The 24,701-nt window shown below is 40.2% G+C and carries 26 protein-coding genes and 1 tRNA gene; 15 read left to right on the top strand and 12 right to left on the bottom strand.

Going from position 1 to position 24,701, the window contains the following annotated elements; genetic code table 11:
- Positions 1-24: 24 nt before the first annotated feature.
- From MCBB_RS01730 to MCBB_RS01795, 14 genes are all read left to right on the top strand, one after another.
- The gene (locus tag MCBB_RS01730; protein WP_071906006.1) at positions 25-1,224 is read left to right on the top strand and encodes an MFS transporter; all 1,200 of its coding nucleotides are present in this window, start codon (positions 25-27) and stop codon (positions 1,222-1,224) included.
- Between the two features lie 112 nt (positions 1,225-1,336).
- Positions 1,337-2,302, top strand: coding sequence for a YbgA family protein (locus MCBB_RS01735; protein ID WP_071906007.1), 966 nt, complete (start codon positions 1,337-1,339; stop codon positions 2,300-2,302).
- A 22-nt stretch (positions 2,303-2,324) separates the two neighbouring features.
- Positions 2,325-3,689: a deoxyribodipyrimidine photo-lyase gene (gene phrB, locus MCBB_RS01740; RefSeq protein WP_171899067.1), complete on the top strand. Its 1,365-nt coding sequence runs from the start codon at positions 2,325-2,327 to the stop codon at positions 3,687-3,689.
- A 230-nt stretch (positions 3,690-3,919) separates the two neighbouring features.
- The gene (locus MCBB_RS01745; RefSeq protein WP_071906008.1) at positions 3,920-4,546 is read left to right on the top strand and encodes a biotin transporter BioY; all 627 of its coding nucleotides are present in this window, start codon (positions 3,920-3,922) and stop codon (positions 4,544-4,546) included.
- A gap of 6 nt (positions 4,547-4,552) precedes the next feature.
- Complete coding sequence (locus MCBB_RS01750; protein WP_084789736.1) at positions 4,553-4,978, top strand: DUF1284 domain-containing protein; 426 nt, start codon at positions 4,553-4,555, stop codon at positions 4,976-4,978.
- 143 nt (positions 4,979-5,121) lie between these two features.
- Positions 5,122-6,660, top strand: coding sequence for an MFS transporter (locus MCBB_RS01755; protein ID WP_071906009.1), 1,539 nt, complete (start codon positions 5,122-5,124; stop codon positions 6,658-6,660).
- Between the two features lie 59 nt (positions 6,661-6,719).
- A complete protein-coding gene (locus MCBB_RS01760; protein ID WP_071906010.1) occupies positions 6,720-7,199 on the top strand; it encodes a DUF308 domain-containing protein in 480 nt (159 codons plus the stop codon).
- Between the two features lie 367 nt (positions 7,200-7,566).
- Complete coding sequence (locus MCBB_RS01765) at positions 7,567-7,908, top strand: DUF3566 domain-containing protein (RefSeq protein ID WP_071906011.1); 342 nt, start codon at positions 7,567-7,569, stop codon at positions 7,906-7,908.
- 132 nt (positions 7,909-8,040) lie between these two features.
- Positions 8,041-10,077 carry a copper-translocating P-type ATPase gene (locus tag MCBB_RS01770; protein WP_071906013.1) on the top strand — a complete coding sequence of 679 codons (2,037 nt, stop codon included), beginning with the start codon at positions 8,041-8,043 and terminating at the stop codon, positions 10,075-10,077.
- Between the two features lie 433 nt (positions 10,078-10,510).
- On the top strand, positions 10,511-10,969 hold the full coding sequence (locus MCBB_RS01775) for a hypothetical protein (RefSeq protein WP_071906015.1): 459 nt from the start codon (positions 10,511-10,513) through the stop codon (positions 10,967-10,969).
- A 23-nt stretch (positions 10,970-10,992) separates the two neighbouring features.
- Positions 10,993-11,463: a hypothetical protein gene (locus tag MCBB_RS01780; protein WP_071906017.1), complete on the top strand. Its 471-nt coding sequence runs from the start codon at positions 10,993-10,995 to the stop codon at positions 11,461-11,463.
- Positions 11,464-11,486: 23 nt separating this feature from the next.
- Positions 11,487-11,909 carry a hypothetical protein gene (locus tag MCBB_RS01785; protein WP_071906020.1) on the top strand — a complete coding sequence of 141 codons (423 nt, stop codon included), beginning with the start codon at positions 11,487-11,489 and terminating at the stop codon, positions 11,907-11,909.
- A gap of 18 nt (positions 11,910-11,927) precedes the next feature.
- Complete coding sequence (locus tag MCBB_RS01790; protein ID WP_071906022.1) at positions 11,928-12,350, top strand: hypothetical protein; 423 nt, start codon at positions 11,928-11,930, stop codon at positions 12,348-12,350.
- 551 nt (positions 12,351-12,901) lie between these two features.
- Positions 12,902-12,975 (top strand) — tRNA-Gly (locus MCBB_RS01795).
- Positions 12,976-13,097: 122 nt separating this feature from the next.
- On the opposite strand, the gene MCBB_RS01800 is transcribed toward MCBB_RS01795, so the two are convergent.
- From MCBB_RS01800 to MCBB_RS01805, 3 genes are all read right to left on the bottom strand, one after another.
- A complete protein-coding gene (locus MCBB_RS01800; protein WP_071906024.1) occupies positions 13,098-13,763 on the bottom strand; it encodes a putative Ig domain-containing protein in 666 nt (221 codons plus the stop codon).
- 104 nt (positions 13,764-13,867) lie between these two features.
- On the bottom strand, positions 13,868-14,041 hold the full coding sequence (locus MCBB_RS12035; RefSeq protein WP_171899068.1) for a hypothetical protein: 174 nt from the start codon (positions 14,039-14,041) through the stop codon (positions 13,868-13,870).
- Positions 14,042-14,444: 403 nt separating this feature from the next.
- On the bottom strand, positions 14,445-14,819 hold the full coding sequence (locus MCBB_RS01805; protein WP_071906026.1) for a hypothetical protein: 375 nt from the start codon (positions 14,817-14,819) through the stop codon (positions 14,445-14,447).
- A 277-nt stretch (positions 14,820-15,096) separates the two neighbouring features.
- On the opposite strand from MCBB_RS01805, the gene MCBB_RS01810 reads away from it, so the two are divergent.
- Positions 15,097-15,492 (top strand): tautomerase family protein, encoded by a 396-nt coding sequence (locus MCBB_RS01810; RefSeq protein ID WP_071906028.1) that lies wholly within the window; start codon positions 15,097-15,099, stop codon positions 15,490-15,492.
- Between the two features lie 45 nt (positions 15,493-15,537).
- Here the strand turns inward: MCBB_RS01810 and MCBB_RS01815 are convergent, their stop codons facing one another.
- From MCBB_RS01815 to MCBB_RS01855, 9 genes are all read right to left on the bottom strand, one after another.
- Complete coding sequence (locus tag MCBB_RS01815; protein ID WP_071906030.1) at positions 15,538-16,671, bottom strand: tetratricopeptide repeat protein; 1,134 nt, start codon at positions 16,669-16,671, stop codon at positions 15,538-15,540.
- Between the two features lie 110 nt (positions 16,672-16,781).
- A complete protein-coding gene (locus MCBB_RS01820; protein ID WP_231916382.1) occupies positions 16,782-17,504 on the bottom strand; it encodes an anaerobic ribonucleoside-triphosphate reductase activating protein in 723 nt (240 codons plus the stop codon).
- A gap of 11 nt (positions 17,505-17,515) precedes the next feature.
- Positions 17,516-18,613, bottom strand: coding sequence for a histidinol-phosphate transaminase (hisC, locus tag MCBB_RS01825; protein WP_071907953.1), 1,098 nt, complete (start codon positions 18,611-18,613; stop codon positions 17,516-17,518).
- Between the two features lie 150 nt (positions 18,614-18,763).
- Positions 18,764-19,246, bottom strand: a complete 483-nt coding sequence (locus MCBB_RS01830; RefSeq protein WP_071906032.1) for a gamma carbonic anhydrase family protein — start codon at positions 19,244-19,246, stop codon at positions 18,764-18,766.
- A gap of 254 nt (positions 19,247-19,500) precedes the next feature.
- Complete coding sequence (glmU, locus tag MCBB_RS01835; protein ID WP_071906034.1) at positions 19,501-20,775, bottom strand: bifunctional sugar-1-phosphate nucleotidylyltransferase/acetyltransferase; 1,275 nt, start codon at positions 20,773-20,775, stop codon at positions 19,501-19,503.
- A complete protein-coding gene (glmM, locus tag MCBB_RS01840; RefSeq protein WP_071906036.1) occupies positions 20,772-22,142 on the bottom strand; it encodes a phosphoglucosamine mutase in 1,371 nt (456 codons plus the stop codon). The genes glmU and glmM overlap by 4 nt, the downstream gene beginning before the upstream one ends.
- A gap of 9 nt (positions 22,143-22,151) precedes the next feature.
- Positions 22,152-23,378, bottom strand: a complete 1,227-nt coding sequence (locus MCBB_RS01845) for a 2,3-bisphosphoglycerate-independent phosphoglycerate mutase (RefSeq protein ID WP_071906038.1) — start codon at positions 23,376-23,378, stop codon at positions 22,152-22,154.
- A 9-nt stretch (positions 23,379-23,387) separates the two neighbouring features.
- On the bottom strand, positions 23,388-24,056 hold the full coding sequence (locus MCBB_RS01850; protein ID WP_071906040.1) for a TIGR00297 family protein: 669 nt from the start codon (positions 24,054-24,056) through the stop codon (positions 23,388-23,390).
- Positions 24,057-24,085: 29 nt separating this feature from the next.
- Positions 24,086-24,664, bottom strand: a complete 579-nt coding sequence (locus MCBB_RS01855) for a 30S ribosomal protein S3ae (protein ID WP_071906042.1) — start codon at positions 24,662-24,664, stop codon at positions 24,086-24,088.
- Positions 24,665-24,701 lie beyond the last annotated feature (37 nt).

Genomic DNA, 24,701 nt, shown 5'->3' on the forward strand with positions numbered 1-24,701 from the left:
GACAGGAACTGGGGATCAAGTAACATGGAAAATGAAAAATTTAAGCAAACAAGAGATACTTTAAAATCCAATGCATGGAAGTTTATCATACTCCTTGGATTTGTGAGTTTATTCTCTGATATGACTTATGAAGGGGCTAGAAGTATTACAGGTCCATTCCTGGCAGTTTTAGGGGCCAGTGCAGTGACTGTGGCTTTCGTATCTGGCTTTGGTGAACTTGTGGGTTACCTCCTCAGATTTTTCTCAGGATACCTCAGCGATAAAACCAGACGCTACTGGACAATAACAATCGTTGGATATATTGTAAACCTCCTTGCAGTACCTCTTCTGGCACTTGCAGGTAGTTGGGAAATTGCAGCAGTGCTTTTAATAACTGAAAGGCTTGGAAAAGCCATAAGAACACCTGCAAGGGATGTAATGTTATCCCATGCAACCTCCAGGGTTGGAAGAGGGTGGGGCTTTGGGATACATGAAGCCATGGACCAAACAGGTGCCATACTTGGACCACTCATCGTTGCACTTGTTCTGGCTTTCCATGGAAGCTACAGAACAGGATTTGCAGTACTATTAATACCTGCAATCCTCGCAATAACCGTACTCATCCTTTCTCGCTTTCTTTATCCTAAACCTCAGGATATGGAATCAAGCAGACCTCAATTTGACACAAAAGGATTTAAGAAAACTTACTGGATATACATTGCAGGCGTTGCGCTGCTTGCAGCAGGATTTGCAGATTTTCCCCTTGTTGCCTACCACTTCCAGGACCAAAACATAGTTGCAGGGGCCATGATACCCATATTTTACGCCGTTGCAATGGGAGTGGATGCAATTGCAGCACTGATATTTGGAAAGCTCTTTGACAGGACAGGAGTTTCAATCATGATGGTTGTTGCCATCGTATCATCTCTCTTTGCACCTCTAGTCTTTCTTGGAGGATTCTACACCGCACTAATTGGAGTGGCACTATGGGGTGTTGGTATGGGTGCTCAGGAATCAATAATGAGGGCAGCAGTTGCACTCATGGCACCAACTGAGAGAAGAGGAGTTGCCTACGGAGCTTTCAACACCATCTATGGAATTTCATGGTTTGCAGGAAGTATGGTCATGGGACTGCTCTACGGAGTGTCCCTTATATATCTCGTTGTTTTTTCAATGGTTATGCAGCTGGCATCTATCCCTTTGTTCTTCACCTTAAAGAGATTCAAGGCTCCAAGTCCACCATAAATCCTCATTTTTTTTTATATGGATGAAAAATGAATTCCATAACTAATTAACGTTCAAATAATAAAAATAATGAATGATGTTGGGTTGATAAATAAATTATGGGATGATGCCCTTGAGAGATTTTCCAGTTCCAAAGATAGTTTCAAGTAAATGCCTTGAATTTGAAGCCTGCAGGTACAACGGCCTCATAATCAGGAGCAGTGTTGTTGAAAACCTTAAAAAGCATGCTAAATTCCATCCGATCTGTCCTGAAGTTGAAATTGGACTGGGCGTTCCCAGAAAACCTGTTAGAGTATCAGATTTAGATGGAAGGATAAATTTGGTACAACCTGAAACAGGTTTGAATCTCACAGATAAGATGAAAGAATTTTCAGAATCGTTTTTAAATTCATTAGTTGATGTTGATGGATTCATACTCAAAAATAAATCTCCTTCCTGCGGTACAAAGAGTATCAAAGTATATGATGGCTTTGATGATTCAAGAATTCGTGGTGATGGTGTTGGTCTCTTTGCAGCTTCAGTTATGAATAAATTTCCTCAGCTGCCTGTTGAAGATGAGGGCAGGCTCAGGAACCTCATAATTAGGGAAAATTTCTTAACCAGAGTATTCACACTTGCAGATTTCCGTGAAGTAAAAGAATCAGGGGATTTCAATGATCTCATAGACTTCCAGACCCGTAACAAACTCCTTCTTCTTTCCTACGACCAGGAATGCACTCGTAATATGGGTAATCTTCTTTCAAACCGTACTGAATATTCGCTTGATGATCTCAAAGATAAATATGGTGCTATGTTGCTTTCAGCTCTTTCAGAACCACAGAGAGTTCCATCCAACATCAACGTTCTCATGCATGCCTTTGGATACTTCTCAAATAACCTGAAATCTCCTGAAAAAACGTTCTTTTTGGACTCAATCCAGAAGTACAGGGAAGGAAGACTACCACTTCTTGCAATTATAAATCTTATTAAATCATGGATGATACGTTTTGAGGAGGAATACCTTTTAAAACAGACATTTTTTGAACCTTACCCTGAAGATCTCATTCAGGTAACTTTCATATTCGATAGAATGGCATAAAAATTGATTTCTGGGGGCGGTGATGATTCAGGCTGAGAGAATAAAGAAACTCAATGAAAAACCATTGAAAGATGGAGAATATGTGCTTTATTGGATGCAGTCATCCCAGAGGGCACATCAAAACCATGCACTTGAATACGCAGTTTCAAAGGCAAACCAAATCCACAAACCACTCGTTATTTACTTCGGACTGACTGAAAATTATCCCGAAGCCAATTTAAGACATTACACATTCATGCTGGAAGGATTGAAGGATCTAAAAACTTCACTCATTCAGAGAAACATCAAATTTCTTGTTTTAAAATGTTCACCAGATGTAGGTGCGATGGAACTATCCAAAAGAGCATCAATGGTTGTTGTTGACAGAGGATACCTTGAAGAGCAAGTTGAATGGTATAAAAATGTTCTTAAGACTGTTGAATGTCCATTTGTACAGGTTGAATCAAACGTGGTTGTTCCAGTTGAAGTTGCATCATTTAAGGAAGAGTATTCTGCTGCAACCTTCCGCAGAAGGATAAAACTTCATATTGAAAAGTTTTTAGTGCTTCTGAAGGAGGTTCCACTTGAAAAGAGTTCTGTTTCAATGGAAATACCTACGAAGATACCTGAAATATCTTTGGATGATGTTGATGAAGTTCTGTCCGGCCTTGAAATTGACTTAAGTGTGCCAAAAACAGAACACTTCCATGGTGGAACATCCGTTGCCATCAAACTTCTGGAGGACTTTGTAGAGAATAAACTGGATGGATTTGCAGAGTTTAGAAACGATCCCTCAATGGATCATCTCTCAAATATGAGTCCATACCTTCACTTCGGCCAGATATCACCAGTTCACATTGCACTCAGGGTAAATGATAGTGAAAGCTCCTCTAAAGACGCTTTCCTGGAGGAGATTATAATCAGGCGTGAACTGGCAGTGAACTTTGTCCATTACAACCCCAACTACAAAAACATGGATGCACTACCTGATTGGGCTCTAAAAACATTGAAAGAACATGAAGATGATAGAAGAAAGTACGTTTACACCCTTCAAGAGTTTGAAACCGCCAGTACACACGACCCCTACTGGAATGCAGCTCAAATGGAGATGGTTAAAACTGGTAAGATGCACGGTTACATGCGAATGTACTGGGGAAAGAAGATACTTGAATGGACTGAAAACCCACAAAAGGCATTTGAAATAGCAATTCGCCTCAATAACAAATACGAACTTGATGGAAGAGACCCCAATGGATACACTGGTGTTCTATGGTGTTTTGGAAAACATGACAGGGCGTGGAAGGAAAGGGAAATCTTTGGAAAGGTTAGATACATGAACGCCAAGGGACTAAAAAGAAAATTCAAAATAGACAGCTACGTTGAAAGGGTGAACAGTAAAGAACCTTGAAACCCCTCATTTAAATATTATCTATTCCATGTCCTCCCTTAAAAAACTATTTATAATATCTGAACCTAATAAGTAAAGGGAATGAATAACGAATTCTCCCATGGCATATTAAGTGCCCTTTTTAGATGTGATTTGCTATTTGAAGCAGTTTTTGTTGGACATGTTAACTTGCTGCTTTATATTTAAAAAACAAAATCTTTATGAAATTTTACATCAGGAGGAATTTTCAGATGGAAATAACAATAGATGACTACTTCAAGGGAAGGTACACCTTCTTCAAATGGAGATCCGAAACTTCAACCTTGAACAAAGTTATCCTAGCATTTTTCATGGCATGTATAACTGGTATAATGGCTCAGGTGGTTATTCCGTTACCATGGACCCCTGTGCCAGTAACAGCCCAGACCTTTGCAGTTCTCATTGCAGGAATACTCCTTGGAAGGTACTGGGGAGGACTGAGCCAGGCAATATACCTTGGTGTGGGCATAGCCGGTGTTCCATGGTTCGGTGGAATGACAGGGGGACTTGGAGTTCTCATGGGAGCTACAGGAGGATACCTCGTAGGATTTGTCCTTGCAGCACTCTTTTTAGGGTACTTCGCAGACAGATTCGTTAAGGCAAGGAACTTCATTCCAATGCTGGCTTTAATGCTCTTTGCAAACTTCGCACTGATCTACATCCCAGGAATGCTTCAGCTTGGAGCATGGACCTATGTTGCAACAGGTTCCCAGCCAAGTATGTGGACTATCATGGTTATGGGTCTTTTACCATTCGTTGCTGGAGACCTTGTGAAAATAGGTGGTGCCGCAGCATTCGCCAAGGCAGTAACGCCAAAAGAACCATTCAACGGGGATTAAAATGGCTTGAAAGCAAAACCTGGGGTCTCTGATCCCATGCGGATCAGGGCCCACCACCTCCTCTGCATGCAAGGATTCCAGGGCTATGGGTACAGCAAGGAATTTGCAGAAGCCATGGCACTGGTTGTGGAGCACGTGCTGGGGAGTAACAACCTTGAACTGGAAATAACTGCAAACTGTGATGAAATCTGCATCCACTGCCCCCACAATGTGGATTATATCTGCAAAGATCATGGTGCAGATGAAAATATAAAAAGAATGGATGAAACAGTTCTTCAAAAACTGGGTATTATAGAAGGTTCAAATGTTGAATCTGGGATTATATTTGAGTACGTGAATGAAACCTTCAGAACACGTGAAGATGCCCGGGAAGTCTGTGGAGATTGTATCTGGTCAGATAAATGTCTTTGGTTTATGGGGAAACCCCTTTAAATCAGTTCTTTCTATTTTTTCTTATTTTTTTGCAACAGATTTTTTAGCAGTAGGTTCACCAATCCTTTGAAATACTTTTTCCCAAAAAATAAATACTGGCTAATGTCATATTATAGTTATAAAAGTTCTTAAGGGGGAGGGGCATGGCTGAAGGACAGTACAAATGGGGTGTGGTGATAATCGCATGTATGGCGATATTTATTATTGTTTTGGATTCGTCTGCAATGAACGTGGCGATCACAACACTTGTTAAGGATTTGAATACAACTTTGTCAATCATTCAATCAATCATTGCGCTATACGCTCTCATAATTGCTTCTTTCATGTTACTGGGGAGTAAATTACAGGATATTCTTGGTAGGAAGAAGACGTTTTTAACTGGAGTTTTCATATATGCTTCTGGAACTGTCATAGCAACCTTGAGTATCAATGCGTTCATGTTGCTTCTGGGATGGGCAGTTCTGGAAGGAATTGGTGCTGCAATGATGTTTCCTGCCACCACAACTATTGTAGGGGCCAGCTACCAAGGTAAAGATAAAATCACAGCCTTTGGGATTTGGGGAGGTATTGCAGCAATGGGTGCTGCCATAGGCCCAATAGTCGGGGGAATCTTCACTACATACCTGTCATGGAGACTGGTATTTGGTTCAGAACTGCTTTTCGTTGCTTTAATACTTATATTCCGGGGCTACCTTACAGAATCCCAACCAACACTTGAATGGAAGGATCTGGATGTTGTGGGGGCCATATTGTCCATAGTATCCCTTGTTTTAATAGTTCTAGGTATCCTGTTCCTAACAAAACCTGAGTACTGGGCTTACGTGGTTGTTCTTCTGGTTTCAGGTTCCCTCCTGTTTGCAGTGTTTTTACTATGGCAAAGGAGAAGGATCAACAAGGGCCTGGAACCCCTCTCTGACATATCCCTGCTGAAAAATCGTATCTTTGGACTGGGAAATTTAAACTCCATACTGCAGCAGATACCCCTTGCAGGTTTCCTCTTCATAATCCCGGTGTTTCTCCAGCAGGTAACCCACCTGAATGCATTCATGACAGGGGTAGCTCTTTTACCTGCATCCCTCACTATTATGGTGTTTTCACTTTTAGGTGCCAAGCTTTCATCTAGATTGGATCCAAAGTACGTTATGATGATTGGTTTTCTGGTATCTGCCATGGGAACATGGATACTTGGAGGAACATTCAACATCAACACCCAGATAGCTGATATCATTCCAGGAACCGTTGTCTTCGGTGTTGGAGTTGGCCTCTTGCTGTCCCAGCTAACCAACCTCACCATGTCTGCAGCCAGAAAAGATCAGGAATCTGATGCTGCTGGCTTCTTAAATGCATTCAAAAACCTTGGATACTCCATGGGTACGGCTTTAATTGGGGTTCTGTTGTTACTTGGAGTATTCTGGGGACTCACAGCATCTATACAATCGTCTGGTCTTGCAGAGAACATGACCACCACGGAGATTCAGGATAGTCTCTTTAGCTACGTTGAAAAGATGCAGACAACTGCTCCACAGGATATACCTGCAAATCTGGTTCCTCAAGTCACCCAAATGGTGGATGCAACAATAAGCTCTGCCATGCAGATGACCTTCAATGCACTGGCATTGATATTCTTCTTAGGATTTGTTACCAGTATATTCATACCCTCCAGGAAAAAACAACAAACTTAATACATTAGAATTTATTAAAAAAATTTAATAAGTTAATTAAAGTGTGGAGGTAGATATATATGCAAAAAATGGCTAGTGCACTGACTTTGATTATTTTGGGCCTGGTTGTTCTTGCCTTTCCAGTACTGGGAGTAATTCCATTTAGCTTAATAACAGGATTCATTGTCCTGATATTGGGTATTGGTCTTGTACTGAGCGGAACCATGGAAATGGGTGAGAGTGCAGGTTTAGGAATTCTTGAACTGATTTTAGGAATTATAGCTCTGTTCCTGGGTATAGGATTCATAGTTAATCCCGGACTTTTCAGCTGGTTGGTTGGTTTGTTGGTATGGATTGCAGGCTTATTCCTGATTATTGCAGGTATTATGGCATTAATTTCAAAAACTGGTGGCAGCAGATGGAATGGATTAACAGCCATAATCATAGGTATAATCTATATAATCATAGGAATCTTCATAGCTGACCCCCGGGTTTTAGGTGCATTGATTGGTATATGGCTCATAATAACTGGAGCAATAATGCTGACTATGAAGGATTAAACTCCAACTGTCTTGTTGGGGTTTAAATATTTTTTTTTTAGAAAGAATTCTGTGCAAACGTTGGATGGAAGGTTCCACTCTTTAAGATCATTTCATTTACCACTTTCCTTTAATTTTTAGCTAAATTATTTCAAAATGTTAAATGTAACCTTTTTATTTAAAAAAACAGTATTACTTTGCCCTTTACAAGTAGATATTATGCTGAAATCTTTACATCTTATTTTAGGTTTTGCAGGTTATAATCGCACATCCTCACGTGATAGTTGAACATCATTCAGATTTAACCCTTGTTATTAAAATAATATCGAAAATGATTTATTCTATAATCCTCATAATAGATAATAACAGATCATTGGGGGTAGATAATATGGGAGAGATTAAGAAAATAAAATCAATACCAGTATTTGACTTTTCAGTGATAATATCAGTGATATCCGCGATTTTGTCCTTTATAATGGGAATTATTTATTTTATTGCGGGATATGCAGCTTTGTACAACCTCAGTACATTTATAATTAGTTTGAACAACAATACAACTGCGGTTGTAAATTCTGTTGCCAGTTCCATAACTGCCATGGGAGCACTGTATCTCATTATAATCTGGCCAATTATGACGTTCATTTTAACCTTCATTGGCGCAGCAATAGTGGCTTTACTCTACAACTTCTTGGCACCGAGAGTTGGAGCCATCAAACTGGAACTTGAATAAAGTCTCCCTTTACTTTTTTATTTTTAGTTATATACTCTTTTATTTTCTTTAAATTCGGATGGAATCCTTTTTTGGGAATTTAACATTACTTGTGGGGTGATTAAAATTAACCATGATGGTCCTCATCAGAGAATGAAGCACGACCACTACAGCCATGAGAGGGGTAAATGTGTTGTTTGTGGAGATGAAATAAGTGAAAAACATAGGATGGAAGGAGAACACATCCATTCCAGTATGATTGAGGATTTGAAGAAACGATTATGGATATCCCTGATTCTCACGGTACCAATTCTTATTCTATCCCCCACAATTCAAGAATTATCTGGTTTTGGTGGTTCCATCAGATTTACAGGGGATATGTACCTTCTTTTTGTTTTATCATCCTTAGTTTATTTTTATGGGGGTTACCCCTTTTTTAAAGGATTTTTCACTCAGATCAAAGCTCGAAATCCTGGAATGGACGCTCTGATCTCTGTTGCACTTACAAGTGCGTATTTATACAGCACTGCCGTTACCTTTGGCCTTGCAGGTGAGGTATTTTTCTGGGAACTTGCAACCTTGATTGACATAATGCTTCTGGGGCACTGGCTTGAGATGAGATCGGTTATGGGTGCCTCAAGATCCCTTGAAGAACTTGTAAAACTCATGCCATCACATGCACACAAATTAATGCCTGATGGAAATGTGTGGGACGTTTCTCTGGATGATCTGACCTTGGGAGACAGGGTGATGATCAAACCCGGTGAGAAGGTCCCTGCAGACGGTGAAGTTATAGGAGGAACCACTTCCATGGATGAATCCATGCTCACAGGTGAATCCGACCCTGTTTTTAAGGAAACTGGTGCTGAGGTCATAGGTGGATCCATCAATGGAGAGGGATCAATCACAGTGGAAATCAGGAAAACAGGAAAGGATTCCTTTCTGTCCCAGGTTATAGATCTTGTAGAGGAAGCACAGGCAAGTAAATCGAAGACTCAAAACCTTGCGGATCGTTTTGCAACGGCACTCACTGTACTGGCTCTCACTGGAGGATTTTTAACACTTTTAGCATGGTTACTGGCCACGAATTTTGGTTTTGAATTTGCACTTGAGAGGGCTGTGACTGTAATGGTTATCACATGCCCCCATGCACTGGGACTCGCAGTACCTCTGGTAGTTTCAGTTTCAACAGCATTATCTGCCAAAAACGGACTTTTAATAAGAAACCGTGCCTCATTTGAAAGGTCACGAAACATCGATGCTGTGATCTTCGATAAAACAGGTACACTTACCGAGGGAAGGTTCGGTATAACTGATGTTGTTACCTTAAGTCCTGATCATGATGAAGATGATGTTTTAAACTACTCTGCCTCCCTTGAATCCTATTCTGAGCATCCAATTGCCAGGGGATTTGCAAAAACTGCAGTGAAAACCTATGAGGTTCATGACTTCAGATCCATCCCTGGAAAAGGTGTCCAGGGCAGGATCAATGGAAAACACGTTGAAGTGGTGAGCCCTGGATTTTTAACTGAACATAGTGCTGAAGCTTCAAATGAAAAGCTAGATGAACTCTCCCTTCAGGGCAAAACCATTGTTTTTGTGGTTGTTGAAGGAGAAGTTATTGGTGCAGTTGCACTTGCAGATGTTATAAGGGGAGAATCGAAGAAAGCCATAAAGAAGCTCAAAGAAATGGGAATTCGTTGTATAATGATTACTGGGGATAAAAAAGAGGTTGCAGAGTGGGTTTCAAATGAAATTGGACTTGATAAATACTACGCAGAAGTGTTACCCCATGAAAAGGCAGAAAAAATCCGAGAAATCCAATCTGCAGGCGCAGTTGTTGCAATGACTGGTGACGGTATCAACGATGCCCCTGCACTTGCACAGGCAGATGTTGGTATTGCAATTGGGGCAGGTACCGACGTTGCCATTGAAGCAGGGGATGTTGTACTTGTCCGAAGCAACCCACTCGATGTTGTTTACACTGTAAAACTTGCAAGGTCCACCTACAGTAAGATGCTCCAGAATCTTGCATGGGGAGCAGGGTACAACGTTTTTGCAATACCAATTGCAGCAGGAGTTCTTTATGGTTATGGAATTCTCTTAACACCTGCAGCAGGAGCCATACTCATGTCTGCAAGTACCATCATAGTTGCATTCAACTCAAGGTTTTTGAGGATTAAAGATTGAGTTGGAATATGATGGAATCTGTGGCATGAGGTGAAGTTTCTGGATCCTAGGAAATTTATTTTTTAAAAGTAAATTCAGAAAATTGAGAAACTTGTCCAAATGATGTGTTACATGTGGTACCCTAACGATCTAACTTGACTATTTTTTTCTAGAACCCTAATTTGAATCCTTTGCCCCATTAAAAAGGTTATATATGTCTTAGTTCAGGCCTATAATAAATTGATACAATACTTTTTTTAAATAAAACGTTATAATCGCTCAATTCACTGAATGCATGATAAAACCATATTTTTCCATAAACGATGGGCGTTACAATACTTCTGAAGAAAATTTTTCACTGAAAATTTAAAAAGTAAAAAGTAAACTATATATACTTTGGGGTACCATTGTAGTAATAGTACTAAGATGCATGTTAATATGTGGGGGGATTAGAATGAAAGTGAAATATTTTGGCCTGTTTGTCACGTTTTTGATATTAGCTACAGCTTTACAGCCCATATGCGCAGCAGATCCAATTGAGTATTATAAAACTGGAATAAATGTATCTGATCAGTATGGTAACTATGCAAATCAGTTTAATCTTAATAGTTCTACTGAAGAGAAGTTTAAATCAGCTTTATTTACCTATTACTTTGGTAAGGATCCCACTGATATTGAGATAGTACCTTTAGCTTGGCGTTGGGTTGTTTTTGATCTTTATAAAGTAACTACAGATGGATCAAATCCAGTACTGTACTACCACGACCGAAAAATGACAAATTGGCGTGGTGTGGTTGAAACAGCCAATATCCGGTTTGAACCAGGTGATTATGTACTCATAGTAAGCTATGGAGGAAACAAGAAGGATAGACTAAGCCCAAGTGATGCCAGTGTAAAAATACATGTGAGTTAGGGGTAACTGTTGGAGGGATTAGAATGAAAGTGAAATATTTGGGGCTCTTTGCCACTTTTTTAGTACTGGCCATAGCAGTACAGCCCATATATGCCGGAGATTATCCGGATTGGACGCCAACGGGGATAAATGTAACTGATCAGTATGGTCATTGTCAAAGTCAATTTAATTTCCCTTGTAATACTGATGAGATGTTTAACGTAACTTTATGGTACGAGGTAAATTTATGGGACGAGGGTATTAAAAAGGAAGGTACAGCCTGGCAAGATTTGGATTTAGATATTTATAAAGTAATTACAAATGAATCAGATGCAAATGGACTTGATATCAGCTTATATTATCATGATCACAAATCGACAAACTGGAATGGTATTGTTACAACCCCAAAGATCCAGTTTGAACCAGGGGACTATATATTCATAATAAAATATGAAGGAAGCAGAAGGTTGCTGCAAGACTCATGTATGACTAAGGTAAAAATACATGTGAGTTGAGGGAACCGTTGGGGGATTAAGTTATGAAAATAAAGTATCTCGGCTTGTTTGCAATGTTTTTGATACTGGCCACATCAGTACAGCCCATATGTGCAACACACCAAACTAAAATATACATATCTGATCATGATGGTAATTATCAGAAACAATACAATCTCAATTATACTGTAGAGAAGTTTAAAGCAACTTTATATGACGTTAGCACAACTGAGGTGGACAGTTTAGGTTTACGTAATCTGGAGTTCTATGTTTTTAAAGTAACTCCCGATGGACATGATATACTGCCATATTATAATACCAAAAAACTGACCAATGGTTATGGCACGGCTACAACACCTGACATCACTTTTAAATCCGGTGACTACATACTTCTCGTAAGATATGGCGGAAACAACCTGTGGAAACTAAGCCCGAGCAATTCTACTGTAAAAATACATGTAAATTAGGTTTGGAGGGATTAGAGTATGAATATGAAATATCTTGGGTTGTTTGTCACGTTTTTGGTATTAGCTACAGCTTTACAGCCCATATGTGCTGCAGATTATATTAAAACTACGATACATGTATCTGATCAATATGGTAATGATTTGGAACAGTACAACATCACTAAATACAACAATATATTACAATTTAAAGCAAGTTTGTATGAAGGTGCCGATAGTAAGTGTATTCGTTACCTGGATTTTTATATCTATAAATTAAATCCAGATGAATCCAATAAAATAGAGTACTACCACACCCGAAAAATGACCAATCTATTTGGCACGGCTACAACCCCAAAGATCCAGTTTGAACAGGGTGACTATGTACTGATGGTAACCTATGGTGGAAATGAACGGAGTAAACTAAGCCCAAGTAATTCTACTGTAAAAATACATGTGAGTTAGGTAACAGGCGGGATTAGTTTCAAACTTTGTGGAGGGCATTGTGACTCCTCTCAATAGGATTCATCATTCTTTTTTTTACAGACTGCAGTGGACTCTTGTGGATATTAACTCGGTGGGAACGTATAATTTTCTTTAAACAATTTCTTCTTTATTTTTATAGGTACGGCCTATATGTACCGATCAATTTAGGTCGATTTCTTCAACTTTCCAAGTTTTGCATTTTTTAGATAGAATGAGGATGTGTGATTGAAGGGTTACTGCGTTATAGCTAGATTTAACGAAGTAAAATGGATTGGAAATTTGAGTGAAAACTTCTCGTCGAAACTTATTTTCAATTTATACGTGTTAATGAACATTATGTACTCTAAAAAAGTGTGTTCCATTTTTTAAATCTAATTCTAGTGTTATTTACTTTTAAGCAGGATCTTTTTTGTAAAACTTCCAAATATGGGTAATACTAATGCGACATGCACAAGTAATTAGGAAATATTCAAGAGTTTAATTGCTCAAACCATAAAAATTTAAATAAGAATAACTGAACATCATAATTAGCGGCGTTAGTCCAGCCTGGTTAAGATTTGGGCTTCCCAAGCCTACGACCCGGGTTCAAATCCCGGACGTCGCATTAACTGTTATCAAATGGTTTTAATATCCCTAACTTTATTCAAATTATTCCTTTTCAATTGAAACATCAATTTTATAGGAAAAATTAATTCCAAAAATAGGAAGTAAGCACAGAAATCTTAACTATTTTGAAGGGCCTTGATTGGGCTTTGGTACCACTATAATCTTCACACTCCTTGAGTCTGATGTTCCTTGACCATCTGTTACAGTAAATATCACATTATATGTATTGGCCTCTGCGTCTGCGGGGGGCGTGAATTTGAATTCTCCACTGAGTTCATTTAGTTTTGCAGTATCCGGCAATGCGGGTGTGCTTGTCATGGTGTATTTTAGGTTGTAGTTGGCGCTGCTTTGACCGTTTACATTAAATTTTAATTCGTTACCTGCAATTATGGTCTGATCAGAAATTGGAAGGAGTACAGTTCTATTTGGTAAAGTTGTTTTATGGGTGAGAAAACCGGCTATTCCACCTACAGCGGTACTTGCAATTGCTATAATGGCAGTGGTAATCTTTTCCTCTTGATGATACAATATGGCCAAAATTAAAGCAATTATAGCTACTGAAGTCAATCCTAAAAGGCCTACAACCTGTATTTTATGGTGGCTCTTCATGGAAATTTTTTTTCCACCGAATGCCCAGATTGTAGCGAGTATGATTATTATGGTTCCACCTAAAAGTAAAATTTGCAGTTTTTGTCCACTTTGTAACCATAAATAAGCCAATACAAGCAAGAATATGCCACCTATAATTAAAACCTGCACATCTTTATCTATTTTCCAGTTCGTCACAATAAATCCTCCTCCCTACTCTTTATAAGAAAATAAGAGAAAATAAAAAAAAGAAAAAAACCAATAGAAACTCTAGTTTGGAGATAACTCATCTTTGAGCTGCCTTAGACAACAATGTATCCAAGGTAGAGGATTATAATTCCGAATATGACTTTTACTGCTGCGTGCCAAGCTGGTTCCTTTGGAGTGTACTCTATTGGTTTGTTGGCAAATGCCATAATTCCCATTATTAATACCACTATACCTATAAGGTAAAGAAGGTAGTTCACCCAAGTCACTACTCTCACCCCCAATCAGTCATGTTATTAATATTTATTACTACTATAACTTATATTTTGAGGAAGCTCGCAATGTGATTAAATTCCATTTTAAGACCTTTACAACACTTATTTGTCGTGTTTTATATTCCCTAAGATCGATCATTCTTTTCTGGGGGATCAATAAATCTTGGGCAATTTTAACCCAGTTCACAGTCCTATCAAGCACTGTACTGGTTTTTCATCCAGTTATGGGATTTTTTCAGGTTTTTTAATATCTTTTTGTTTTTCATTAAATGATTCCGGTGTTATCTGCACATCAAAATCCACGAGATCGTGAGTTCAGATTCCAGAACCTTGAAGAAATAACCTATTTAAAAGTAAATTCAATGTTCAAATGAAGAAAAATAGATGATTGATATTCCTAATCGGATAATTTCTTTGTTCTGTAAATAATCAATCCTCCAACTGCAAAGTTGGCAATTGCAACTAGAATCAATTCAGTTCCTTGAGCTGCACCTTCTGTAAATCCCAGATTGATAAATCCTGTTGCATTTAATAATTGTATTGCTGCTAAAATCCACAAAATGACTCCAAGTGCATATATGGCCATAAAATTTCTGGATACACGAATCAACACTGCAAAGAGGATAAAAATTACTCCAAATACCATAGATGAAAATAAAAGATTCAAAACTCCCCATATTGCTACAAGGATGGTAAGCCTCTTAATCCATTTCTGGCTTTTATCATCAACGGGTTTTAAAGTCTGATTGTTGGGTTTAACCTTCTCATTCACAATATTAACCCCTTTTATGTTAAGTAATAATATGTAGGGCTATACTAATAAATTTTGTGCCTATATAAAGGAGTTAAAACGATTAAAAAATTGTTATGAACTTCATATCCTCTAAGTCTTTCTCAAGTATATATCCTTGATACTACTTGAAATGAGAAATAAATCTACCTATTAAATAAATTTAATTGTCCCATCTAAAAACACAATGCCTGTGGGAAACTCATCATTTAAATAGTTGTTTGGTTGATATTCATTGAATAAACAGAGGTTAAGAAAAATGTGTCCACTCGTTAAAGTAGAGATTGTAGAAGGAAAATCAGAAGCATATAAAAAGGCGTTGATGGATGGTGTTCATGATGCACTGGTGGAATCAATAAAAATTCCTGATTCTGACAGATTTCAAAGGCTATACGAACTGGATAAAGCCAGCTTCGAATTTCCAGAAAACAAAACAGATAATGTGACATTAATTGAGATAACCATGTTCCGTGGACGATCCATTGAAGCTAAAAAAGAACTTTACAGGTTAATAACTGATAAACTATCTGAAAATCCAGGTATCGATGGAAATGATATTGTGATAGTGTTACTGGAACCTCCTCTGGAGAACTGGGGAATCAGGGGAGGTAAACCTGCAAGTGAAGTTGATCTGGGATTCAACATCAAGGTTTGAACCATTTTTACGTTGATTGTTAATATACAAAAACCTTCAAAAGACTCAAAGGTTCTCCAGACATTCATCCCTCAGTATTTTGGCATCATCGTTGGTTGGGTTAAGGAGCACTGCTTTTCTGAAGCATTCCACAGCTTCACGGAATCTTTCAAGCTCCATGAGGGCAACGCCCTTGTTGCTGAGGATCACATCATTTTTAGGGTCTAGTTTCAGTGCTTCACTGTAGCATTCCACAGCTTCAGGTAAACGTCCAAGTTCCAGGAGGGCATTTCCCTTACGGTTCCAGGTTGAAGCGTCGGGTTCCTCATCCAGACAGAGTTCCAGGGCTTTATCGTAGGATTCAAGGGCTTCCTCCGTTCTGTTCATTTCGGATAGTATGTTTCCCTTGGCATTCCAGACCTCAGGATCCTCAGGGTTCAACTTTATTATTTTGTTGTAACACTCAAGTGCCCCTTGGAAATCTCCAAGCATCTCCAGGATGAAACCCCTCCAGTAGAGAACCACAACATTTTCCGCATCAATTCCCATGGCCATGTCATTGGCTTTCAATGCATCTTCAGGTTTGTTGGAGTTTAAAAGGGCTATGGCTTTGTTGTTCAGTATGAACTCGTTGGTTTGATCGATCTCCAGGGCCTTGTCGTAGCATTCTATGGCCTCCTGGAATTTTCCAAGTCTTGAAAGGTTATCCCCCTTCTTGTTAAGGAGGTAAACATCATCAGGGTCTATCTTCAGTGCTGCAGTGTAACACACAACAGATTTGTTGAACTTACCCACATCAAAAAGCAGATCAGCCCTTTTGGTTATCATGGCTTTTTCATCTATTTTTTTACCTTCCCACTCATCTACTGGGAGTTTTTTAAAGCGTATAACCTGGAAGAGGGATCCATCTGCGGTGTCGTCAGGGTAGGTTCTTCTGAAATCTGCTTCAAGTTCTGCTGCACTCTCAAAACCTTCTTCATGGGCAAGGGAATCATTGATTATCAGATCCTTGAACTTCACAACCTCCACATCAGTGACCTCAGCTTCAAAAAGCTTTCTGCGCTCCTTGGAAACCAGGTTCCAGTAACAGTGCAGTCTATCACCGGGCTTCAATGGTTTTTTCCAGAGCTTCCTGATGGTTGTTGTCTTCTTTCCAGTTATAAGTTCAACGTGACGACTTCCAAATAGTAAAATTGGTATTTTAAACCCTCCAATTCATGATTAACATTATGAACAAATATTAACGTTAAGAATACGGGATTAAGAGTACAAAAGATTCAAATCTGAACATTTTAAAAGGGAATCATTCATCAATCAACGACTTCATCACCAAATTCAGATGTTTTTATTTTAACCCTCTTCAGGTAGGGTTTCACCTTCTCAGCAATTTCCATGAGCTGGGTGCGGGTTGGGTTAGGGGTTTCTTCAAGTCTGGCATCAAGGACGACCTTGTTACTGAATTGCTGTATGCTGTACTCATCGCAGTCAAGGTTCCTTGCAATATCCACAACATCATCAGGACTCAGAAGTCCTGGGACGTAGGTTGTTCTGCATTCAAGCCAGAGATCAGGCTGTTCACGGCAGATCTTCAGGCTCTCCTTGACCTTCTGACTTATATCATCTCCAATAACATCTTTGTACTTGTTGAATGGTGCTTTAACATCCAGTGCAACGTAGTCAACCCATTCAAGAACTTCACGAAGCCTGTCACTTAAGCAACCATTTGTATCAAGTTTAACCTTCAAACCCCGGGATTTTCCGTGTTTGATGATCTTCAAAACCTCATTGTACTGCATCAGGGGTTCTCCCCCTGTTACAACGAGGCTGTCAATAAAATCAAGGGATTCATCGATCTTTTTGAGTACATCACTGGTTTTTACAGTTTCTCCCCCCTCCAAGAGGTCGGGGTTGTGACAGTAGGGGCAGCATAACATGCATCCTGCTGTGAAAACAACCAGAGACAGGTTTCCGGGATACTCAATTGAGGATACAAGGATGCTGCCTATTTCAATCTCACCTGAACCTGCTGGCATATTCTCAGACCTTACTCAACTACTTCCTTAAGTATCCCTATGAACCTTTCATCCTCTTCCATGGTTCCAACACTAACCCTTATCCAGTACTCATCAAGACCCTTGAAAGAAGTACAGTCCCTGACAATAACTCCCCTTTTCATGAGTTCTGTTGTCAGATCCTTGGCTTTCATACCTGTTTCATGCACATCAACCAGCATGTAGTTGGATTTGGATGGAAAAACCCTCAAGGTTTTGAACTTGGATATCTCTTGGTAGAGGTATTCTCTGCTTGCAATGCTGAGCTTAGTGGATTCTCTTATGTACTCTTCATCATTTAATGTGGCCCTTGCAGCGATCTGTGAAAGTTTGGTGATGCTGAACACTGGTTTAACCCGGTACATGTACTCTATTATATCTGGACTGGCTATTCCGTAGCCTATTCTCATACCTGCAAGCCCCATGACCTTTGAGAAGGTTCGAAGTATGAAGAGGTTGGGGTGATCCTTGAGGAGGTCAACGTTGTTCACCTCTGAGAATTCGAAGTAGGCCTCATCCACAACAACTATGGCCTCTGTTGCTTCGAGGATCCTCTCAATATCTTCCTTGGCTATGAGTCCGCCTGTGGGGTTGTTGGGTGTGCACAGGAATATGAACTTGGTTCTGGGGGTGATTGCCTCAAGAACAGAATCCACATCAAGGAGGTTCTTCTCAATGTCCCACCTTGCGTAGACAGGCACTCCACCATGGATCTTCAGTGTGAACTCGTAGTACATGTAGGAAGGTAAAGGTACAATGAATTCATCTCCCTCATCCATGAATGTCTTACCAAGAACATCCAGGATTTCATCAGCACCATCTCCACCTGCGATGATGTTTTCAGGTGAAACACCAGAGTACTCTGCTATTTCACTGACCAACCCCTGCAGATCTGATTCAGGGTACTGGTTTATTAGGTTCAGGTTCTCAACAATGGCCTTAACTGCCTGTGGTGAGGGTCCCATTGGGTTCTCATTGGATCCAAGTTTTATTATCTTATCAAGTTCAACACCATACTCAGATGCTATCTCATCGATAGATCTTCCTGGAACGTAAGGGTCAAGCTCTTCCACAACTTTTCGTGGTTTAATCATATGCATCACTCCATAAATCATAAGTAAAACTTCAAATCAACTTCAACATCTAATCCTAACTCGAAATTTCCATCGTTAAAAATTTCATCATTAAAATTTAATTTAAATCTTGATTAGCTTTAATTTTCTTAATTTTAATTCGAATCATCAATCATAGAATGAGGATCCTGCCATTTCAAAGTAGTGAACAGCGTTATCCTTAATTCCGTTTATTTCCTCTTCACTGAGCTTTCGAACAGCCTTTGCAGGCACACCCAGTATCAGACTGCCCTCTGGAAATTCACGGCCCTCTGTAACCAGGGCACTTGCACCCACTATGCTGTTTTTCCTGATAACCGCACCGTTGAGCACTGTGGCGTTCATACCTATGAGGGAGTTTTCTTCAACTTTGCAGCCGTGGAGCACAGCTGAGTGTCCCACAGAAACGAAATCCCCAACTTCCAGGGGATGATCCGCTGAAGAGTGGAGTACACAGTTATCCTGAACATTGGAAGATTTTCCAATTTTTATTGGTTCTATATCTCCTCGGAGAACTGCGTTGAACCATATTGATGATTTTTCATCTATTTCAACGTTTTTGGTTACTATTGCGCCTTCAAATATTTTAACACTTCTATGAATCATTTCCATTTCCCTTTTAAAGTTTGATAAAGGTTACTTTTATATTGATAATAGTTACCTTTTTAATTTACTATAAAATAAGATTTTGGCTGGAAAAAATATTTTTATAAAAACGAATTATTTTTTTTAAAATGGTTTTTAATTATTTTAAATTCTAATAAAATATTTTTCTAAAAAATTTTAAAAATGGTGATTTTAAAATGGTGATTTTGGAAATTGGATTTTCATGGAATTAAAATTTAAAAAAACATGGATTAATGGTTTCATCCCTTGTACTCAAGAACATCATGGTCCTGGCGGGGTAAAACTATCTTGTTTGAGCCCACATCACTGTAGATTATTGCCCCGGATCCTATGCGGGAGTTCACACCCACCTTAACCCCTGGGTTGAAGCTGGAGTTTATACCGGTTTTAACACCGTCCCCAAAGACCACTCCAAATTTACGTCTTCCAGAGTCAATTTTAGCTCCCTTGACCATGACCTTAACGTGTCCGTCGTCAAATCTGAGATTTGCAATGTTAGTGCCTGCTGCAACGTTACAGTTGGCACCGATTATGGAATCTCCAACGTATGAAAGATGGTTAACATTTGTACCGTCCATTATGATTGAATTTTTGATTTCAACGGCATTTCCTACACTTACATCGTTGCAGATGCACGTGTGTTTTCTCAGGTAGTTGTTCGGACCGATATCACAGTTCTCTCCGATGTAAACAGGTCCCATGATGTAGGATCCAGACCTTATGATGCTACCCTTTCCAAGGAACACCGGGCCGTGTAGGGTTGCTCCCTCTTCAACTTCACCTTCTATATGTGTTTCAAGGTCCTTTAAGAAGTACTCGTTTGCATCCAGAAGTTCCCATGGCCTTCCAACGTCCACCCATTTGTAATCTGATTTAAGTCCCACAACCCTCTTTTTCTGGGACATCTGGATTTCAAGGGAGTCTGTTATTTCATATTCTCCCCTCTTGGATTTTCCTGTTTTTTCTATGGCCTGGAAGATGTCCTGGCTGAAAAGGTATATACCTGCATTTATAAGGTTGCTTGGTGCCTCTCCAGGGAGTGGTTTTTCAACTATTCTCACGATGAGGTCGCCATCAAGTTCAACAACTCCAAATGATGATGGATCATCAACCTCTGTTAAAGCTAAAATGGAATCTGCATCACCTTGGTTGTAGCGTTCTACAAGATCCCTTAAAAGCTGTGGTTCAACCAGTATGTCTCCATTCAAGACTAGGAATTCTTCTTCAAAACTCTTTGATGCCTGACCTATTGCATGGCCTGTTCCCAGTCTTTCCTCCTGGGTTATGTAGTTTATCTTAATTCCCAGTTTGGATCCGTCTCCAAAGTGGCTTTTAATAACCTCTTCATGGTACCCAACCACCATGGTTACCTCATCCACACCAGCATCCACCAGTGCCTCTACATTGTACTGGAGTATGGGTTTTCCACCTACCTTCAACATGGTTTTTGGCCTTGTGATGGTCAGGGGCCGCATCCTTGTGCCTTCCCCTGCCGTGAGTAGAACTGCCTTCATAAAAACTCCCCTATAAATTCCCTGCATTTATCTCTGATTGAGGTTGCCCGAGCTTCATCAACTGCCTCAAGGGTGATCCTGATGTAAGCTTCTGTACCCGAGGGTCTCACAAGAACCCAGCTTCCATCATTCATTGAAATTCTTACACCATCTATGCGGTTAACATCTTGGACATCGTTGAAGAGCTTTGAAAGTTCAGTTTCCACGTTCTTCATTATGACATTTTTCTTGCTGCTGTCACAGTTCACCTTGTCCCTGATGGTGGGATAACTTGGAACCGAATCAAGAAGCTCTGAAAGGGCACCATGTTTTTGAACGATCTCTATGATGCGCAGTGCTGATAATATGCCGTCTGGGCACATGCAGAAGTCAGGGTGTATCCATGTACCTGAAGGTTCCCCTCCAAAGGTTGCTTTTTCAGCTTCAACCGTCTCTGCAACGTGAACATCACCCACCTTAGTTCTTACAACTTCTCCACCAATCTTATCCATGCAACGGTCTGTACAGATGGATGCGTCAACAGTTGTAACAACCTTGCCACCTCTTTCATAGCATATAAGGGCTAATAATTTGTCAAAGTCAGAGATACGTCCCTTCTCATCCACTGCGATCATGCGGTCTGCATCACCATCGTGTGCAATTCCAATATCTGCACCTGTGGCCTTAACAACCTTCATGAGTTCTTGAAGGTTCTGGGCTGAAGGTTCGGGCATTCTACCTGGGAAAAATCCATCGGGCTGTGAGTTAAGGGTTACAACTGAACAGCCTGCCTTTCTCAGTATGAGTGGTGAAAGATGGGATGCTGCACCGTTTGCACAGTCAACAACAACCTTGATACCCGGTTTTATATCAACGTGACCCAGCAGATCATTTATGTACTCCTCTTTTAGGTAGGATACGTCCTGGATCTTTCCCACATCCTCCCATGAAACCTTTTTAAAGGTTTTTTCATGGATTATTCTTTCTATTTCTCTTTCCTGATCCTGGCGATATGCCATGCCGTCGGGGTTCCAGACTTTGATTCCATTGTACTCTGGGGGGTTGTGTGATGCTGTTATCATTATACCCGCATCTGCACCCAGCTTCATTGCAGCGTATCCCACCAGGGGTGTTGGTACCATGTTGAGACGCAGCACATCACAGCCTCCCTGGAGAAGTCCTGCAACAACTGCACTTTCAATCATTTCATTGGATGTTCGTGTGTCGTAACCTATCACAACTTTGGATCCATTTCCACCGATGTAGGTGGAAACTGCCATTCCAACGTCCAGTGCAAGTTCAAGGGTTATATTTTCGCCGAGTTTACCTCGTATACCTGATGTTCCAAAGAGTTTTGGGGTTAGCTGTTCCTGGATATTTGAAGCCATCTTCTCACCTCAGGCTCCAAATTTGGTGGATCTGTTCATGAGGTCCATTAAAATATCCATGATATTGTTTCCCCTTATTCTGCACAATCCTCCCCTTGTTACGGATCGTTCGTTGAACTCTTCCACATCATCCACCCTTACCTCAGGGCCCTTTATAACGATTGGAACAGGGTCTCCTGTGTGGTCCATAACTGATATTGGGGTGGAATGGTCTGCTGTTAGTATGTAGTAAACATCTTCCAGTTTCATGATCTCTCCAACTATGGAATCTGCTTTTTCAATGAATTTAACCTTCTCTTCCATCTGACCGTCGTGTCCAGCTTCATCTGCACCGTCCACGTTAATGAGGAGGAAATCGTAGTCCTTTGAGGCGGTTTCGAGTATTCCGTCCTGGATGTTCTCAAGGTTGGTGTCGATACCACCGGTTGCACCGTCAATATCAACGAGATCCATACCTGCGATCTTTCCAATACCCTTTATAAGTCCAGTTTCTGCTATACAAACAGGTTTTAACCCATACTTCTCACCAAAGGGCTGTACATGGGGCACTGCACCGGCACCCCTTGGTATGATTATGTTTGCTGGGTTCTCCCCCTCTTCAATTCTCTTGAGGTTCACTGGATGATCTTTCAGTAGTTTGTGAGATTTCTGGATGAACTTATTCAGGAGTTCTGCAGTTTTCCTGGCTTCAGCAGTCTCTTCAAGTGGAACAACCTCCTTAGGAGCTTTGCCCTCATGTTTTGGGTCTGCATCTGAGATCTTGTCAGATAAACCCTCACCTCTCAATACAAGAACAGCTCTGTGACCTGTGGATTCCTTGAATATAACTTCAACACCTTCCTCAAGTTCCATGGAGTTTATGGTTTCAGCTATTTTATCTGTTCCTTCCCTTATTCTTCCAGCACGTCTATCTGTGATGATACCATTTTCATCTGCAGTTGAGAAGTTGCACCTGAAGGCTATGTCACCTGGAAGCACGTCCACACCAACTCCTGCAGCTTCAAAGGGTCCTCTTCCCGTGTAAACAGTGTATGGGTCGTATCCAAGTATGGATATGTGTGATGTATCACTTCCAGCTCTTATACCTGGTTTTATGGGATCCATCAGTCCACATATCCCTATTTTGGCCATTTTGTCCATGTTTGGGGTTTTTGCAGTTTCAAGGGGTGTTTTATATCCAAGTTCCTTTATGGGACGGTCTGCCATCCCATCCATTATCATTATGATTCCTTTCACGATTATCACCTAAACCATGATGATACCTAATGCTGCTCCTGTTATGGTAGCTATAAGATTCACGTATTCATTGGAGAGATATTTTCTCCTTTCAAATACAGCTCCAAGGATGCTGTCAACGAAGCATCCAGCTGTACCTGCGATTATTGATATTTTCAAGGTCTGGAATATGTCTGGGTAAACTCCCAGGAGGTACGCAGAAACTCCAATGATACCCGCACCCATTATTCCAGCTGCAGTTCCAATAACCGTTACTCCACCATCTGTCCCTGAAGGAACCTTTTTAAGGGTGGTTATGAGTATTGCATCCTTTTCAACTACTCCAACTTCACTCGCCATTGTATCGGCTGTTGCTGTTGCAATTGAACCTATAAATCCTGCGTAGTTTCCAAATGCAGCCATTACAAAGGCAACTATGCCGTTGGAAATAACGTTTTTAAGGGTTCTTGTACCCTCGTAAACGCCCATTTCCTTCTTGTAACCGTGCTTGTATTTGGTGAATAAAAGTCCTAAAAGCAGGAATATGAATATTAAAATGAGCCAGTTTACACCGGCGGTAAAAACAATAATTATGCCCATGACAACCATGAAGATGGATCCAAATAGATCAAGGGCCTTTCTAACATAAGTTACAAGCCCTACGACCAAAATCAGGACCACATATTCAAGATTTATCATCTATCTCCCAGATCAAAGATTTTCAGGGCTTATTCGACTACCCTGGTTTTAATGATTTCAACACGTTTTAGTGGGTAGATCTTCTTTGCCTCGTGGTAGATGTGGGATGCTACCTTACCAGATACAACTCCTTCAATGAAGTCAGGGAATGATCTGTCTACAGCTGCATCTTGAATCAGTTTTTCCATGGTTTCCCTTATGAATTTCTGCTGGGAAGATTTAGCCCTTTTGATGGTTATTGCCAGGATGTGAACCTTGAAGGTCTGTCCGTCCTTGGTTGTGACGTTGGTTATTGTGTCTATTCTACTTGTTCCCCTGCGTATCATACTTCTTACGTAGTCGGTTGTAACCTTGTGTCCTATGAACTTGGTGTTTGCTGTGTCACCTGCAACGTTGTTCACCTGGAATGCGAGTTTTACGTACTGCTTGCTGAAGTCACCTGCAAGCTCCCTCATGGTTGCCTCAACAGTCCTTTTAAGGAGCATGTCCGGGTCTCTTGAAGGGGTTGAACCAATTTCAATATCTCCAAATTCTTTAGGAGTTACTATCTTATACCACTGTTTTTCTTTCCATGTATCACGTACTCTTCGACGTCTTGCTTTAGCCATACTATCACCTTTAGTTGTAAACGATTTATAAAATGGC

This window comes from Methanobacterium congolense, assembly GCF_900095295.1.
Taxonomy (GTDB): domain Archaea; phylum Methanobacteriota; class Methanobacteria; order Methanobacteriales; family Methanobacteriaceae; genus Methanobacterium_C; species Methanobacterium_C congolense.